At 62.3% G+C, this 14,677-nt stretch carries 15 protein-coding genes and 1 pseudogene; 5 read left to right on the top strand and 11 right to left on the bottom strand.

Features of this window, described 5'->3' with window-relative positions; genetic code table 11:
* Positions 1 to 56: 56 nt before the first annotated feature.
* On the bottom strand, positions 57 to 1,010 hold the full coding sequence (locus tag VMR06_RS03265) for an HNH endonuclease signature motif containing protein (RefSeq protein ID WP_325372950.1): 954 nt from the start codon (positions 1,008 to 1,010) through the stop codon (positions 57 to 59).
* 130 nt (positions 1,011 to 1,140) lie between these two features.
* On the opposite strand from VMR06_RS03265, the gene VMR06_RS03260 reads away from it, so the two are divergent.
* The gene (locus tag VMR06_RS03260) at positions 1,141 to 2,502 is read left to right on the top strand and encodes an MFS transporter (protein ID WP_325373085.1); all 1,362 of its coding nucleotides are present in this window, start codon (positions 1,141 to 1,143) and stop codon (positions 2,500 to 2,502) included.
* Between the two features lie 18 nt (positions 2,503 to 2,520).
* On the opposite strand, the gene VMR06_RS03255 is transcribed toward VMR06_RS03260, so the two are convergent.
* The 3 genes and pseudogenes from VMR06_RS03255 to VMR06_RS03245 form a co-directional block, all read right to left on the bottom strand.
* On the bottom strand, positions 2,521 to 3,180 hold the full coding sequence (locus VMR06_RS03255) for a hypothetical protein (RefSeq protein WP_325372948.1): 660 nt from the start codon (positions 3,178 to 3,180) through the stop codon (positions 2,521 to 2,523).
* Positions 3,181 to 3,669: 489 nt separating this feature from the next.
* Positions 3,670 to 4,290 (bottom strand): SDR family oxidoreductase, encoded by a 621-nt coding sequence (locus tag VMR06_RS03250; protein ID WP_325372946.1) that lies wholly within the window; start codon positions 4,288 to 4,290, stop codon positions 3,670 to 3,672.
* A pseudogene (locus VMR06_RS03245) lies at positions 4,257 to 4,499 on the bottom strand (SDR family oxidoreductase); the annotation flags it as partial. The gene VMR06_RS03250 and the pseudogene VMR06_RS03245, both read right to left, overlap by 34 nt.
* A 103-nt stretch (positions 4,500 to 4,602) precedes the next feature.
* Between VMR06_RS03245 and VMR06_RS03240 the strand changes: the two are divergent.
* The 3 genes from VMR06_RS03240 (at position 4,603) to egtB (ending at position 7,979) form a co-directional block, all read left to right on the top strand.
* Positions 4,603 to 5,412 carry a helix-turn-helix domain-containing protein gene (locus VMR06_RS03240; protein WP_325372944.1) on the top strand — a complete coding sequence of 270 codons (810 nt, stop codon included), beginning with the start codon at positions 4,603 to 4,605 and terminating at the stop codon, positions 5,410 to 5,412.
* Positions 5,413 to 5,824: 412 nt separating this feature from the next.
* Positions 5,825 to 6,790, top strand: coding sequence for an L-histidine N(alpha)-methyltransferase (gene egtD, locus VMR06_RS03235; RefSeq protein WP_325372942.1), 966 nt, complete (start codon positions 5,825 to 5,827; stop codon positions 6,788 to 6,790).
* Positions 6,783 to 7,979 (top strand): ergothioneine biosynthesis protein EgtB, encoded by a 1,197-nt coding sequence (egtB, locus tag VMR06_RS03230; RefSeq protein ID WP_325372940.1) that lies wholly within the window; start codon positions 6,783 to 6,785, stop codon positions 7,977 to 7,979. The genes egtD and egtB overlap by 8 nt, the downstream gene beginning before the upstream one ends.
* A gap of 354 nt (positions 7,980 to 8,333) precedes the next feature.
* On the opposite strand, the gene VMR06_RS03225 is transcribed toward egtB, so the two are convergent.
* Positions 8,334 to 8,777: a hypothetical protein gene (locus VMR06_RS03225; RefSeq protein ID WP_325372938.1), complete on the bottom strand. Its 444-nt coding sequence runs from the start codon at positions 8,775 to 8,777 to the stop codon at positions 8,334 to 8,336.
* Between the two features lie 25 nt (positions 8,778 to 8,802).
* Positions 8,803 to 9,678, bottom strand: a complete 876-nt coding sequence (locus VMR06_RS03220) for a hypothetical protein (RefSeq protein ID WP_325372936.1) — start codon at positions 9,676 to 9,678, stop codon at positions 8,803 to 8,805.
* A gap of 460 nt (positions 9,679 to 10,138) precedes the next feature.
* Here VMR06_RS03220 and VMR06_RS03215 point away from each other — a divergent pair, with 460 nt between their 5' ends.
* Complete coding sequence (locus VMR06_RS03215) at positions 10,139 to 10,837, top strand: transposase (RefSeq protein ID WP_325372934.1); 699 nt, start codon at positions 10,139 to 10,141, stop codon at positions 10,835 to 10,837.
* Between the two features lie 265 nt (positions 10,838 to 11,102).
* Here VMR06_RS03215 and VMR06_RS03210 read toward each other — a convergent pair whose 3' ends face one another.
* The 5 genes from VMR06_RS03210 to VMR06_RS03190 all read right to left on the bottom strand — a co-directional run bounded on the left by VMR06_RS03210 (position 11,103) and on the right by VMR06_RS03190 (position 14,606).
* Positions 11,103 to 11,603, bottom strand: coding sequence for a hypothetical protein (locus tag VMR06_RS03210; protein WP_325372932.1), 501 nt, complete (start codon positions 11,601 to 11,603; stop codon positions 11,103 to 11,105).
* A gap of 82 nt (positions 11,604 to 11,685) precedes the next feature.
* Positions 11,686 to 11,997, bottom strand: a complete 312-nt coding sequence (locus VMR06_RS03205; RefSeq protein ID WP_325372930.1) for a hypothetical protein — start codon at positions 11,995 to 11,997, stop codon at positions 11,686 to 11,688.
* A 768-nt stretch (positions 11,998 to 12,765) separates the two neighbouring features.
* Entirely contained in the window at positions 12,766 to 13,242 is a 477-nt protein-coding gene (locus tag VMR06_RS03200) for a hypothetical protein (RefSeq protein WP_325372928.1), read from the bottom strand.
* A 784-nt stretch (positions 13,243 to 14,026) separates the two neighbouring features.
* The gene (locus VMR06_RS03195) at positions 14,027 to 14,272 is read right to left on the bottom strand and encodes a hypothetical protein (RefSeq protein ID WP_325372926.1); all 246 of its coding nucleotides are present in this window, start codon (positions 14,270 to 14,272) and stop codon (positions 14,027 to 14,029) included.
* Between the two features lie 64 nt (positions 14,273 to 14,336).
* The gene (locus VMR06_RS03190) at positions 14,337 to 14,606 is read right to left on the bottom strand and encodes a DUF2442 domain-containing protein (protein ID WP_325372924.1); all 270 of its coding nucleotides are present in this window, start codon (positions 14,604 to 14,606) and stop codon (positions 14,337 to 14,339) included.
* Positions 14,607 to 14,677: the final 71 nt, after the last annotated feature.

Below are 14,677 nucleotides of genomic sequence, written 5' to 3'. Positions count from 1 at the left end.
GCTGACATACGACTCATGCTGGCAGACAAGCAACGAATCGAAAACTCCGGTCAACTTCAAGCCCATTTCGCTGCGCTGAATTGACCGTAGTGGCCGGTAGCTGCCGAAGCTACTGTTACGGCACCATCTTCTCTCAGTATCAACAATCCAGCATCGAAAAGCGCATGCAGATCCTTACGTAAAAGGACTCCATCCTCGGCGCGATTGTTCCCGCTGCGCCAATCGCGTCCCTGCTTGTGCGCTGCATCCAGAGCTTCAACCACATCGCATCCGGTAATCACGCAGCGACCGCCATAGGCGAGAAACACTCGCCTACGAAATGCTGCTTGCTCTGGTCTCGCCTCTACACTCACGAATCGCGCGGCCCGTGTCGCTAAGTCGTCATCAGTGCGCTGCGGCAAGGCCTCTTCAGCATGCTCCCGCCAGTAATCGAAGAGCCGTCGCCGCTCGTCCACCGGATCGATGCCGAACTCTCGCTCGATGCCACCCGAGCACTCGCCCGTTTTCTTGTTGACAACCAGCGCTGTAAGAATCGGCTCCTCGAGATTCTCGCATTGATGACCGATGTATCGAAGGGCGAACTTCAGGCTGTAGCGATCAAGCCCGAGCGCATTCATGATGTCGCCGTACCTCAGCGTTCCCTCTATACGGGCAACATTGATGAGCCACGCACGTAGGTGCGGAAGCTTGGTCTTGTAAGCGGCCTGTTCGCCCTTCACCGGTTTCAATCGGCGGCGGCTGAGCAAAGCGCGCAGGCGCCCTTCGACCTGGCGTCCTACGTTCGTGGCGGGCTTGAACCCGGCTATCCAAGGCTCTTCATCCGCTTGTAGGATGGCCGAGATGTTTTGCATTCGGTAATCCCATGCCCCAGTGGTTCGCCCAAATCGCGAAACCAGATCGCGAAACTTCTCCCGCTTTGAGTATGCCCGTCGCTCAAGTTCCGCCTGCTGCATCCATCGGTATGCTTCGACTGCGGCGCCGAGTTCATCTTCATTCCATTGCTCTGCCACGTTCTGCCCTCTTCCTGCCAAGCAAGTTGTATCGCGCATGCACGAGAGGTCGGGAGGGAGAACTCCCCCTCGAACTGACGCATGCCAACCATGATGTGATGCCTCACCCCGTAGAGAGCCTCCCATGACGATGCTGGCCCCGTCCACTTCGGCGAAAGGATACGACGCCGAAACACGCACCCGCCTTCGCCGCTCGGTATCGAACACGCTCAAGGGATCGGCCGGCAATCTGGTCGAGTGGTACGACGTCTACGTCTACTCGGTGTTCGCGAGCTACTTCGAGTCGCAGTTCTTCAGTCCCGAGGACAAGAACGCGACCTTGTTCATCTGGGCTATCTTCGCGATGACGTTCCTGATGCGGCCGATCGGCGCCTGGTTCTTCGGCCGCTTCGCCGATCGCCACGGACGCCGGCTCGCTCTGACCGTCTCGGTCACGATCATGGCGACCTGCTCGTTCGCGATCGCGGTCACGCCGACCGTCGTGACCATCGGCGTCGCGGCGCCGATCGTGCTGCTGCTGGCACGCCTCGTCCAGGGCTTCGCGACCGGCGGCGAGTACGGCGCCAGCGCCACCTACATGTCCGAGGCCGCCCTGCCCGGCCGCCGCGGCTTTCTGTCCTCGTTCCACTACGTCACCCTGGTCGGCGGCCACGTGCTCGCGCAGACCACGCTGCTGGTCATGCTGACCTGCCTGGACTCCGGACAGATCGCGCAATGGGGCTGGCGCTTCGCGTTCGCGATCGGCGGCATCGCCGCGATCGTCGTGTTCTGGATGCGGCGGACGATGGACGAATCGCTCGAGTCCGACGCGATCGAGGCCGCGCGCAGCGGCCGGGCGCGTGCCTCGGGCTCGATGCGCGAGCTGCTCGTCCATCAGTGGCGCCCGCTGCTGCTGTGCTTCCTGATCACGGCCGGCGGCACGCTCGCGTTCTACACGTACTCGGTGATCGGCCCGAAGATGGTCCAGAGCCTGTTCGCCGGCGGCGACGCGATAACCGGCGTCGTCATCAATCTGATCGCACTGACGTTCCTGATGCTGCTGCAGCCGATCGGCGGCTGGCTCTCCGACGGCATCGGCCGCAAGCGTCTGCTGGTCTTCTTCGGTATCGGCGGCCTGCTCTACACCGGCTTCATGGTGCTGGTGCTGCCGCAGCAGACGCACTGGCTGCCGGCGTTCGTGATGCTCGCCGTCGCGTTCGTGATCCTGACCGGCTACACCTCGATCAACGCCGTCGTGAAGGCCGAGCTGTTCCCGACCCACGTCCGCGCGCTCGGCGTCGGACTCGGCTACGCACTGGCCAACTCCGCGTTCGGCGGCACCGCGCCGCTGCTGTACCAGGCCGCCCTGCGCACCGGTCACGTCATCGAGTTCGCCATCTACGTCACCCTGGTCATCGCGGTATCGCTGGTCGTGTACGTGTTCTTCCTCGAGAACAAGGGGGCGAACTGGCTGGACGATGCGGCGGCGATGGGTAGCCGGACCGTACGCTGACCACCCTCCACCCCTATCTCACTCTGCCGAGACCCGCACTGGCGGAGAGCGCAAGACTTGCCGCCGCTGGGCAAACGCAAGCCCTCCCATACCGACCAACAGCAGAGATAGCCCCTGCCAATTCGTCGCAGGGACCGGAATCGGTTCGACATACGGCGCTCCGAATATGAAGCGGTAATCGACACGATTGTTATTGGGATTAGGATCTGTCGGCGATGTTGCCGTCCGCCAATGCGTATCGAAGCTGTCGAAAGCACGTGGATAGAATTCAATCTGGAATGTGCAGGTTCGTGACTCACCGGGCTGGAGGATCTGAAAGTAGTAGGTCCACACCAGACCAAAACTCAGATCGACGAAGGGGCCGACTATTTCCTCAACGATCGAACACCCTGACACCGGCCCACGAATCTCGTAAGGAGGTCGATCCGACGGCACTTCCAAACGAAACCCGCGCTGGAACACCCAGGTTGCGAAAACTCCCATATCGGGATCGCCCGATGGTCCGGGCCCCAGATTGTGCAGTGTCAAGGCGACCGTACCGCGGCTCCCAGGACCGAATACCGATGGCACCACCGATACACTGACCGCCAGGTCGGCTTCCTCCGACGTGCCAGCCGTCGCCACGACCGGCAACACGAGGGCGGTCCCCGCCAGGCATAACGTCTGAGCGAACCTCATGCCACCTCTCCAAAAAGTTGACCGCCCCTTCGTCGGTACCTCGAGGACGGACATGCACCCACGTTCTCGACTCCGTCCGCAGAAACGTCGTGTGCTCCGAAGCGCTTCTCGCCACTAGTGGCGATAGCGAGTGAGTTGCTGGAACCGGTCGCATTGTCAGGCGGCGACCTAGCGTAGCCGACTGTGGGACCGAAGAGATGGAGGACACGCGTGATGCCCCTTAACTGATCTGTTTCTTATGAAGATCTGGTACTCCGCGTCGCTATCGATGCCGACTCCAACTGTCGGCAGCGTGCTCACCCTCGACTGCCTACTCGATGCCGGTGATCGCGGCCGCGCGCGGCGGCCCTGGAATGCGATCAGAGTGGCGACTTAGGCGGTATTCGCGGGCGACCACGCGGAACGCCGCTCAGCGCCGAAATGACGATACGTGTGGCGTCGTCCTATCCCGGGCGGGCCTGCACCGCGACAAGCACCGACTCGCCTCGTTCACGCCCGGCCGGCGTCGATCGCTTCCTGCAGGCGCGGAAACAGCGGCCGGAACCCGAGGTCGTCGCGGATGCGGCGGCCGTCCAGCAGTGCGGCGAACGCCTGGCCACGCTCCGGCGTCGTGCCGTCCGGCGGCGGCTGACCCACCGAGGCGAACAGGGTCGCCAGATCGGGCGCTTCGTCGTCCACGACGTTGTAGATGCGATGCGCCGGCGACGGCGCGTCGAGCAAGCGGATCACGGCCTGCGCGACGTCGGCATGGTGGCCGATCGACATGCGCTGCGCGGGCGGGAAGGTCCGCATGAACGGCACCACGTCCGCGATGTGCGGATCGCCGTCGCCGTAGACGAACGGCAGGCGCAGGATGCGCACATCCAGGCCCTCGAACGCCAGCAGCATGCGCTCGGCCGCGAGCTTGCTTTGCGGGTAGGCATCGACCGGCATGCAGGCGTCCTCTTCGCGCGCGATGCCGCCGCCGTTCGGTCCGTAGACCAGGCCCGTGCTCGTGAACACGAACCGCTCCACGCCGGCCTCGCGAGAGGCCTGCGCAAGATGCTGCGTGCGAGATCGTTCACGGCATGTGCCTGCTCGGGCGTGGCGCCGCGGAAGAACGCCGCGCAATACACGACGACATCTACGCCGCGCACGGCAGCCGGGAGTGAATCGGCCTGCAGCAGGTCGCCGATCGCCAGCGTGATACCGAGCTCGGCGAGGTCGGCGGCCCGTGCAGGGTCACGCACCAATGCACGCACGGCATGTCCGTGCTCCAGCAGCCGCCTGGCGAGTCTGCTTCCGACTTTTCCGGTCGCGCCGGTCACGAGTATGTTCATGCAGACCACGATAGCCGGCGCGTGGCGACTCGGATTGGAGAAAGCGGACATCGCCCGCCCGGTTGCGGCGTACCTGACCGGACGACCACAATGCCCCATGTCCATGACTCTCGCCCTGCCCGCCGCGATGCCCGTCGGCGCCGCGTGTCCGATCGTCGCGACGACGGTGAGCCATTTCAGGCACGACCGGCAGCGCGTGGCGATGCCACACGTGGAAGCGCAGGTGGTCGTCCGCTTCGGCCCTGCGCTGCCGGGCGGCGTCGACGTCCATGCGATGGGGCCGGGCAGGCGCGTGCTGCGCAAGTTCATCCGCGCCGGGCACCGCGCGATACTCGTGCGGCTGCGGCCCGGCACGTATCACGCGGCGTTGGGCGTGCCCGCGGCGAACCTCAGCGGTCACCCGATTGCGCTCGACGACCTGTGGGGGCACACCAGGACGCAACGTCTGCTGGAACAGCTTGCGGGCGAGCCTGATGCTCGAGCCGCAGCCACGCTGCTGGAAAGGGCAATCAAGGAACGGACCGACTGTGCGACGCTTGTCGGCGCCACGCCGCGCTTTCTGCATAAGGCACTGCAAAGCCTGCAGACGTCCGGCGTCACGACGGTCGCGCACGAGCTCGGCGTCAGCGAGCGCCACCTGCGGCGTGTGCTGCAGCAGACACTGGGCGTCGGCCCCAAGACCTACGCGCGGCTCAAGCGCTTCGCGCGCGCGGTGCACGCCGCGCAGTCCGGACGCGGGATCCATTGGTCCGCGATCGCGGCCGATGCCGGCTACTACGACCAGGCGCATCTCATCGCGGACTTCCGGTCGATCGCCGGGACGACACCCCAGCTGCTGTTGGCGGAGCTGCGGGACAGCGAGCAAGCGGCGCACGTCGAAAACGATCAGGTCCGCTTTCCGGTCTTGCGCTAGGGCGGCGCCGTACCGTCCACGTCCAGGCCAGCACTGCAGTCACGTCGACCTGCGCTGCAAGCCGATGACGCCGTCAGGGCGAGTCTCCCAGCGAGCAATGTGGGAAGTGCGCGGCAGGGAACCCTTGCGCCGACGGGCGGCAGGGTTTCGCAGCAACCGCATGACATAGAGCCATCGGAAAGTAAGCCGTCCCCGGTAACATCGGGACGAACACCACTCGCCCGGTTGGTCGCGCCGCCTCTCCCATATCCTGAAGACATCGATCGCGTTCATCTTGGATGTCGTTTCATGGGCGCTCTTCGCGGGACGGGCTGTGCAGCACCGCGGTCCTCTTTCACCGCGGCCGCACTGGCCCCGCACACCCGCATCGCTTCGGTCGCAAGGCCGGCACGGACATAGGAGAGCGATCGACATGCTCCGCTCCATCGACACTGCCGCGGCTCCCGCCAGGACGCTGCCCACGTCATACGCGGCCCACGCCGATCTGCGGCATGGGTTGCTGCAGCCGCAGGCGCGGATCTCGCCCAAGTACCTGTATGACGCGCGCGGCTGCGAGCTGTTCGAGCAGATCACGCGACTGCCCGAGTACTACCCCACACGCACCGAGGCGGCGATCCTCGCCGATGCCGGCCCGGCCATGGCGCAGGCGCTGCGCGGGCACGAGGTGCTGATCGAGCTCGGCGCCGGCAACTGCGAGAAAGTGCGCGTGCTGCTTCGCCGCCTGCGGCCGCGCCATTTCGTCGGCGTCGACATCGCCGGCGACTTTCTGCGCCAGGCGGTGCACCGCCTGGCCGAGGAGTTTCCGGGCCTCGACGCGCGCGCGGTGCAGGCCGACATCACCCAGCCGGTGCGGCTGCCGCCGGACCTGCCGCTGGCCGGGCGGCTGCTGTTCTATCCCGGATCGTCGATCGGCAATTTCGATCCGGCCGACGCGCTGGCGATGCTCGAGCGCATGCACGGACTGCTCGGTCCGCGCGGCGGACTGCTGATCGGCATCGATCTGCCCAAGCCGCTGCACTGGCTGGAACCCGCCTACGATGATGCCGAGGGCGTCACCGCACGCTTCAATCTCAACGTGCTGCGCCACGTAAACCGGCTGATCGGCAGCGATTTCGACGAGGACGACTGGGCGCACCTCGCGTTCTTCAACAAAGACCATTCGCGCATCGAGATGCACCTGCGCGCACGCCGCGCGCTGACCGTGACCTGGCCCGGTGGCGCACGCAGGTTTGTTGCCGGCCAGACCATCCATACCGAGAACAGCTACAAGTACGCGCTGCCGCGCTTTCAGCACATGCTGACCGAAGCCGGCTTCACGCCCGGCGAGGTCTGGACCGACCCGCAGCACTGGTTTGCGATGGTGCATGCTCATGCCTGATCTGCTTCAGCGTTTCGACGCCGTCCGCCAGCGCACGCTGCGACTGGCCGCGCCGTTGTCGGCCGAGGATGCCTGCGTGCAGTCGATGCCCGACGCTAGCCCGGCCAAATGGCATCTGGCGCATACCACATGGTTCTTCGAGACCTTCGTGCTGGCGCACGAGCAGCCGTTCGATCCGGACTTCCGCATGCTGTTCAACTCGTACTACCAGCAGGTCGGCGAGCGCCATCCGCGCGCGCAGCGCGGCCTGCTGACGCGGCCGTCGCTGGCGCGCGTGCTCGACTACCGCGCAGCCGTCGACGCACGCATGCAGGCTCTGCTGACGAGCGAGCTGCCGGCGCCGCTGGCCGAGCGCGTCGAATTGGGCCTGCAGCACGAACAGCAGCACCAGGAGCTGCTGCTCACCGACATCAAGCATCTGCTGTCGTGCCATCCGCTATGGCCCGCGTACGAATCGCCGAATGCGACGCCTGAGTCCGCACCGGAAACCGACCTGGGCTGGCTGCCGGTGCCGCGAGGCGTGCACGAGATCGGGCACGCCGGCGAGGGCTTCGCGTTCGACAACGAACGCCCGCGGCACGCGGTCTTTCTGCCCGGCAGCGAGATCGCCAGCCGGCCGGTCAACAATCGCGAATTCCTGTCTTTCGTCGAGGCCGGCGGCTACAGCCAGCCGCAATGGTGGCTCGCCGAAGGCTGGGACTGGCGCTGCGCACAGCAGCTCGAGCACCCGTGGTATTGGCGGCGTTCGGAAGCGGGCTGGCAGGAGTTCACGCTGTACCGCGCGCTGCCGCTGCTGGGCAGCCGGCCCGTATGCCATCTGTCCTACTACGAGGCCGACGCCTACGCGCGCTGGGCCGGTGCGCGGCTGCCGACCGAGGCCGAATGGGAGCACGCCTGGACCGATGCGATGGCGCGGCTGCTGGCACGCGAAGCCCTGCACCCGGCCGCCCTGGCCGGCGCAGGTCTGGGACAGGTCTGGGAATGGACCCAATCGGCCTACGCGCCCTACCCCGGCTTCCGCGTCGCCGACGGCGCGATCGGCGAGTACAACGGCAAGTTCATGGTCAACCAGTACGTGCTGCGCGGCTGCTCCTGTCTGACCCCGCCCGGCCACGCGCGCGCGACCTACCGCAACTTCTTTCCGGCTTCGGCGCGCTGGCAGATGACGGGGTTGCGCTTGGCGCGGTAAACGGGGTCAGGTTCACTTCCCCTCGATGCGATCAATACGAACCGAGCCATCTTCAGAGCCCACCATCAGTCGTTGACGCTATCGGACGCCTCCGTTCAAGGGCGAGATTCGCCGCATGGCCCGTCAGCCCGACTCGACCTCCCGAGATTTCGCAGCACATCGTGCAGCACGGCGATAATTGTCTGCCCTGCTTCTGGATGATGTCGACATAGACAGCTTCCGCGCTATGGTCGAGGCTAAGGCTCAGTGTTTCGCCGCCATCGTCCGCGCACCGGCCGCAAGTGAACCTGTTCCCGCTTTCTTGCGGTGCGTAATGGCCGGCAACAAGCTCATTGCCGGCCATCGTCACAAAGCTTATACAATGTACTCGTACACGTACTGGCAGCTGCTAAGTACGCCATTCACGTAACCACAGACCAACCTTCCACCAAGCGCGCCCGGCGGCGTCCCGCTACCGCCTCCACCACCGCCACCACCGGGTCCCGGGCCACTGGGGGGGAGCTGGGGGACCGGCGTTCCACCCGTGTAAGTGCCATCAGCATTTCGCGTGTACGGCACGCATACGGTGCCATTGCACAGGATGATGACGTCCCCTTCCTCCATCCTGTCTCCCGGATTCATGTTGTTCCAATTGCCCTGATGCAACAAGATCTCATTCCCGGTGTTCTTGTCTGGAAATGGTGAATGCAAGGCGCAATCTTCGCAAAGATAGATGCCGATGGTTCGAGCTTGTGCTTCACCGGGAACAGACAGTCCGATCAGGAGTGTCATCAGAACTGCGATGCTGAAGGCTTTCATTTACGCTTTCCTTGTCATGGGTTGACTAGCCGCAGCAGCGGCGATGAAGAGCACGGGCAATCTGTTGGCCCTGCTCTTGTTGCTCTATGGTCAGATTTCCTCCCATTACCTGGACAAGATTCTGGCTTCGACCAGTGATGAGGTTCGCAAGAACGGCATAGGCGTACGCTCTTACGGAATCTTGGGGCACCAAGACACCCGCGTCGTAAGCGCCGCAGAGCTGCAGGATCGCTGATACGTCTCCTCGCTCGGCCAGCGACATCAAGAAGTTCAGTGACTTCCTCTTGAAGTCGTCGACAGCACGCGGATTCGCCATCATTTCTGCAGCGCCACCCAAGATTAAGGATGAACTGCTCGCGTACGTGAGTTGAGCCAGCGGATCGCCATTGTCGGCCGCCATCGTCAACCACTTCGCTCGGCTATCGATTAGGTCCTGGGTGATTCCCTCGCAGCTCTCCAATCGCGCCAGAGCCTCACTTAACCGCGCCTTCTCTGCGGACTTGGCGGTCTCATCTGTCGTAGGGATCGCCGCTACCGAAGCTTCAATGGCCCACTTGCAGTCATTGATTTTGATGAAAATCTGATGCGCAGCACGCGCATCTCCTGCCTCGGCGCGTGGCGCCAGCTCATCAATCACGTCCATCAGCTTGCCGGGAACCGGCTTTTGAAGATCGCCGATTTCTTCGTTCGTCAATGTCCCCGGCCGCCGAGTGGCATTTGCCAAGGCGCTTGCGGGCGAGCCCTGCGTCTCAGGTGGACTTGAAGTCCGATCGGTCGAAGGCTGCGCAGACACCTCGACCGATGTTGGATGGTCTTGGCGTATACGGTTTGCGGTTGCAATCACAAACACGGAAGCCGCGAGCACCGCAGCCACGAGCATTAGCCATATCCAACGTCTCACGCTTCATCTCCTGCGGCGCTTGTCTTTGCAGCACGCTGCGCGATCAGCGCAGTCGATTTGGACGCGCTTCGCCCGATTCTCCCGGCGTCGTCTCCCTCAAAGTTGCTCGTGCAGCTAAAGCGAACGCTCTACCGCAGAGTACGCGGCGCACCGATCGTGTCAACGGTAAAAGTATAAAGTTTCGGTTGCAAACTGCACGCCACGCAATGCGCGTTCACAGTACTGCACGTTTGCAGAGCGACTTGATGATCGTTCGGCGCTACTGATGCAAAGGCCTCGTACCGCTGCGAGCTTGCCTCGTGGAATCTGACGCGGGGTGCGGTCTTCGTTGCAGCAAACCGCAGTAAGCGGGGCGAGGTTCACGTCTCGAGCAGCCGTGGTGCATATCGAGCCGATTTCTGACGCAAGAATCGGCGATCAGCGCTGACGGATGAGGCCGGGCAGCGGCGAGACTTGCCGCATGGCCCGACAATCCCGGTTCGATCTGCCGAACATCGCCCAGCACGTCGTGCAGCGCGGCAACAATCGCCTGCCCTGCTTCCTGGACGACTGCGACCGACGGCGATACCTGCTTCTGCTGCGCGAATCGTTGCTGGCCACCGAGGTCGCCCTGCATGCCTACGTCCTCATGGACAACCACGTCCACCTGCTCGTGACCCCGACCGAGATCGGCGCGGTAGCCCGGCTGATGCAAAAACTCGGACGCCAGTATGTAGGGCAATTCAATGCCCGCCATCACCGCACCGGAACACTGTGGGAGGGACGCTACAAGTCCTGCCTGGTGGGAGGCGACCGCTACGTGCTGAACTGCTCCCGATACATCGACCTCAACCCGGTTCGGGCACGGTTGTCCGATGTTCCGGAACAGTACGCTTGGTCCGGCTGCGCACACCTGTGCGGCCGGCGCGGCGATCCGCTGCTCTCGCTCCACCCTGCCTATGTGGGGCTCGGCGCCACGGGCACCGATCGCGCGGCGGCCTATCGATCGCTACTCCGCGAAGCGCTCCCGGACGAGGACCTGCAAGCCATCCGCGACTACCTGCAGCAACAGCGCGCATGGGGACGCGATGACCTCCGCGCCATGGTCGAAGCCAAGACCCAGCGCTTCGCCGGCATCCGGCCCGCTCATCGCCCCCGCAGCGATACCGCGACACGGTAAGTGAACCTAACCCCGCTATCTGTATCCAGATGGCTGGACCGCATGCGGTCACTGCCGCCAGAAGTCACCGATCAGATGGAGCTGACGGTATGAAAACGTGGGGAAACCTAAGAACCTGACCCCGTTATTGGACTTTTAGCCGACCGCTCGACTGAATCGCGCGGCTAGCTATCGCGCTTTTTTAGGTCAACTGCCACGAACTCCGCTCCGTGATCTAACGCGTGAATTAGCCGCGCCGCGAAGCGGCGTCGACTTGAATGAATTGTTAGCCAAAGATGTCGCCAGGAAACGCGTTACGGCTAACCACCAGTGCCTTGCCAAGCATTGTGTTTTTCTTGCCGGATGCATTCACATACGCGCGGAGACTCTTGCCTGCCTCCGCAGTTACTAGCACCGTAAGGTTGTCTTCTGGTGCGCCATGACTCTTCTCGCGTCGCTTGAGTAACGCTTGCAAGCCAGCATAGGGCAGCGTGCAAATTTCTCGGTCTTCGACGCAAATTAGCGCTACGAAGGTTGCAGGGGTTATGGCCGCAATTTTGGCGAGATCTGCCAGATGAGCTTTATTGAAAGTAAAGACATACTCTTTATGAGCGCCGATTGGCTTCGAGGCATACTTAAAGTATACGGAGATGTCGTCGTTTATCCGATACGCCACTCGAATGACATTCTTCCCCAGCTTGAGGGCGTTGATGGCGGTAAAATTCGGGTTCTCCGCGATCTGTATAAGTGCGGACCCGTGGTAAAAATGATCATCGTGAATTTTCAAAAGAATCCCCTACTGGTTGATTGACGGCTAACGCTTAATTAAGCCGCGAGGCGGCGTCGGCTTGAATGAATTGTTAGACGTGTTACGAGTACGCCCCCCAATTTCTCGCAACAAACCAGTGCGGTTGCCAAGTGACAAACTCGGCAGGGTCGAACTTGTCATCTAAAACCTCAATCGAGAGGACTTGACCCGGCAACAAACTGAGAACGTGATTCTTCTGGTCGCTCTCATAGTCCCAGGAGTGAAAGCGATCATCCTTGTTGTGAGCGCGTCGGCTCGGGCCAAAGTCCATCGGAGCGCAGACCCGAGACAACGGAGCCCCATCTTCCTTGGAGTGAAAGGTGATACGGACTTTGTTGAGCGAGTGAATGGCACCGACGAATTGCTTTTCCATGCAGTTCTCCCTGGTGGTGGTAAACACGTCTAACACTTGAATTAAGCCGTGCCGCGAAGCGACATCGGCTTGAGTGAATTGTTAGGCGCCAGCAAGCTGCCAAACGCCATGTGGGGAGACCTCGGCCGCTTTCATGATGCCTTTGCGGCGAAGCACATTGGCTGACCAACGCATGTCGTACTGCCACGTGTAGAAGAGATCGCCGGACGAGCGCAGCTCCGACTCATGGTGCTTCCACAGATCACGCGCCACCTCAACAAGAGATGCGCTGCCGCCTAAGCGCCCGAGTGCCGAAGCTACCCAATCAGTAACGTCATGCTTTGTAGCCAACGCGATTACCCTGTTCTGACGCCTAACGCCTCAGCTCACTCGCGGCCGGGCCGCGAGTAGAGCGTCCAGTTGGGCAGTGACAAGCCTTACCTTAAATTGTTGTACCAAAACCGCGACTGCATAAAGCTTCTCTGCGAACTGGGGCGCCCGATCCTCGAACTCGCGCATGGCATAACACCCATATCTACTCTCTCCAAGCCAGCAGGATCAGTGCTGGCGCCGCTGACAAGAGCATCGATGTATGCAAGCTGCTCACGAACCGCAATGAGCGGCCTAAAGGACGGTATCATTGAGCAAACGCTCTGACTGCACGAGAGCCTCAGCAACGATCCGCTTCTGATCGATCTTCATGACGCCCACGCCCCGGTTCACGCGCGCCCCGGACGGGGCGGCGTAGCCGACGCTGGCCGGGACGTCGCGTGGAATCGATGGTTAGGCCTAGCCCTCTCCGATACTGATGCTCTCATTTAGCAGCCTTTCATGCAGCCAAGACAAAGAGAAAGCGAGCTGCGAATCAAGTTCGGTGCCTGCGATTGAAAATGTTAGAGGGTCGTCGCGTCGAATTAGGGCGACGAAGGTCGCGATGTGGCTCTGGCGCTTATCATCCTCTAGTTTGTGAGCGAACGAATTTCTGAGCTTATTTAACCCGCGTAGTGCTTCCCACAGCCAAGGCCGCGTTTGATTGCCTCTTAAGGCCTCTGCGAGGCGGATTTTGGAAGAGAAGGTCATGCGCTCAAGGTTAAGCGCTTCCGGCTTTGCAATGTTGCGCTCGATGAGTTGAATCAGTTGCCGCTCAATGAGCATGTGGCCGCGCAGTACCAACACCTCAATCGGGTGCACCATATCTTCTGGCAGGTGCCGGAGGTACTTCCGCCAGCCTTCCCTGAAGAATGTGGTCGCTTCCGGTTCAAGCATGTGCTTCTCTACTAGGCCCAACGCTTGAGTTAACCGGTGCCGCGAAGCGGAGTCCGGTTGAATGAATTGTTAGGCCCGGCCAAACTGCCGGCAACCAGCCCAAACACTACACGTACTCTCCGTGCGTAAAACCCGCCGACTGGAACTGGCCAGAAGAGGCATGAATGAATGCAATGGCGGGAACTTTTCCGCAAGACAGGCAGGTGGCAGTGGCGTCTGCTTGCAGTTGGAGATTGCGAGAACGGGGTTGAGAACGGGAGAACGGGGGCAGGTTCACTTTTCACGGAACAAGACCAAAGGCGAACAGGGCCAGAGTCTCTTATTTGACGAGCGCGAAGGCCTATCGAACGCGAGAAGCCGCATGCCATTGCATTGACAGGCTGTTCAGCCGCTTGCGAATTGCCAGTCAGGCGCGCAGCGCAACCACGCGCAGTATGGCCGACCACGGCATAGAAACTAATGCGTTGCTCGACCTGTTGCAGGCGAGGCCTTTCAGCCGCGGCATAGGCGGCCCGGCATCGGCAGGCTGCGGCGCGGACGCCGGCAGCACCGATCAGCGCGAGAAGAAAACGGTTCCACGGTGCTTCCCCGCACCGGCATCCAGCCGAGGAGTCCATCCCGAATCTTCGCCCCCTGAAGCGTCGATCGGTGGAGTAAGCAACAAAAAGGCCCGCCGTTCAAGTTGCGTCGCAACCGAGGCGAACGGTCTACGGGCCGCGCTCGTCAGCCTGCCGACGTCATCGCACAGCTCAATTCACGCTGGCGACGAAGAGCCACGGGTACATCAACTCGCGTCATTGCTGCCAATTTTCGAACGATGCGCCGACGAACAATCCCGCCGCGGCTCCAAGCTCTCTGCGTCGCGCAGCGCCAACCGCTCCGGCGACAGAGCGCCGCTGAGGTACGCCAGTTCGATCATCTCCTCGAAGAAGTCGATCTTCGCGCGCGTGCTCAGCTTCACCCATGCGCGCAGCTGCGCACGCTCAGCATCTTCAAACCAGCAATGAGGCTGGCGCCACTCATCACTCACTGTCGGGCTCCAGCATCATTCTCGTGCCCATACAGAACTTGCCGGCTTTCATGCCGTCTCGTCCTCAAGCCGCTGCCGCGTCCTTGCTCAACTGCCCCGTCTCCTGCAGCCGCCGATACAACGATTCGGCGCTGAGATCGAATCCGTTCGGCCAAGCCAGCGTACCCGCCTCGATGAAGCAGCGCGCGAAGAACTTCGAGTCGCGCAAAGGCGAGGTCATCTCCGTCTGAGCATCCAGGTATCGCGAGAAGTCGTAGATACCCCACGCACCATCCGAGAAACGAAGCAGCAGATGACGGCCGTCCTTGGGTTCGATCGCAACGAGCTTGGTCATTGTCGGCTCCAGCAATACGGCTCAACGGCTTCAACGCCTGAGCGTTGGACCCATTCTGCGCCAGTTCGTCG

Origin of the sequence: Dokdonella sp., assembly GCF_035511235.1 — a bacterium.
Classification (GTDB): Bacteria; Pseudomonadota; Gammaproteobacteria; order Xanthomonadales; family Rhodanobacteraceae; genus Dokdonella.
The sequence above is the reverse complement of the archived record's forward strand: the minus strand, read 5'-3'. Positions and strand labels throughout refer to the sequence as shown.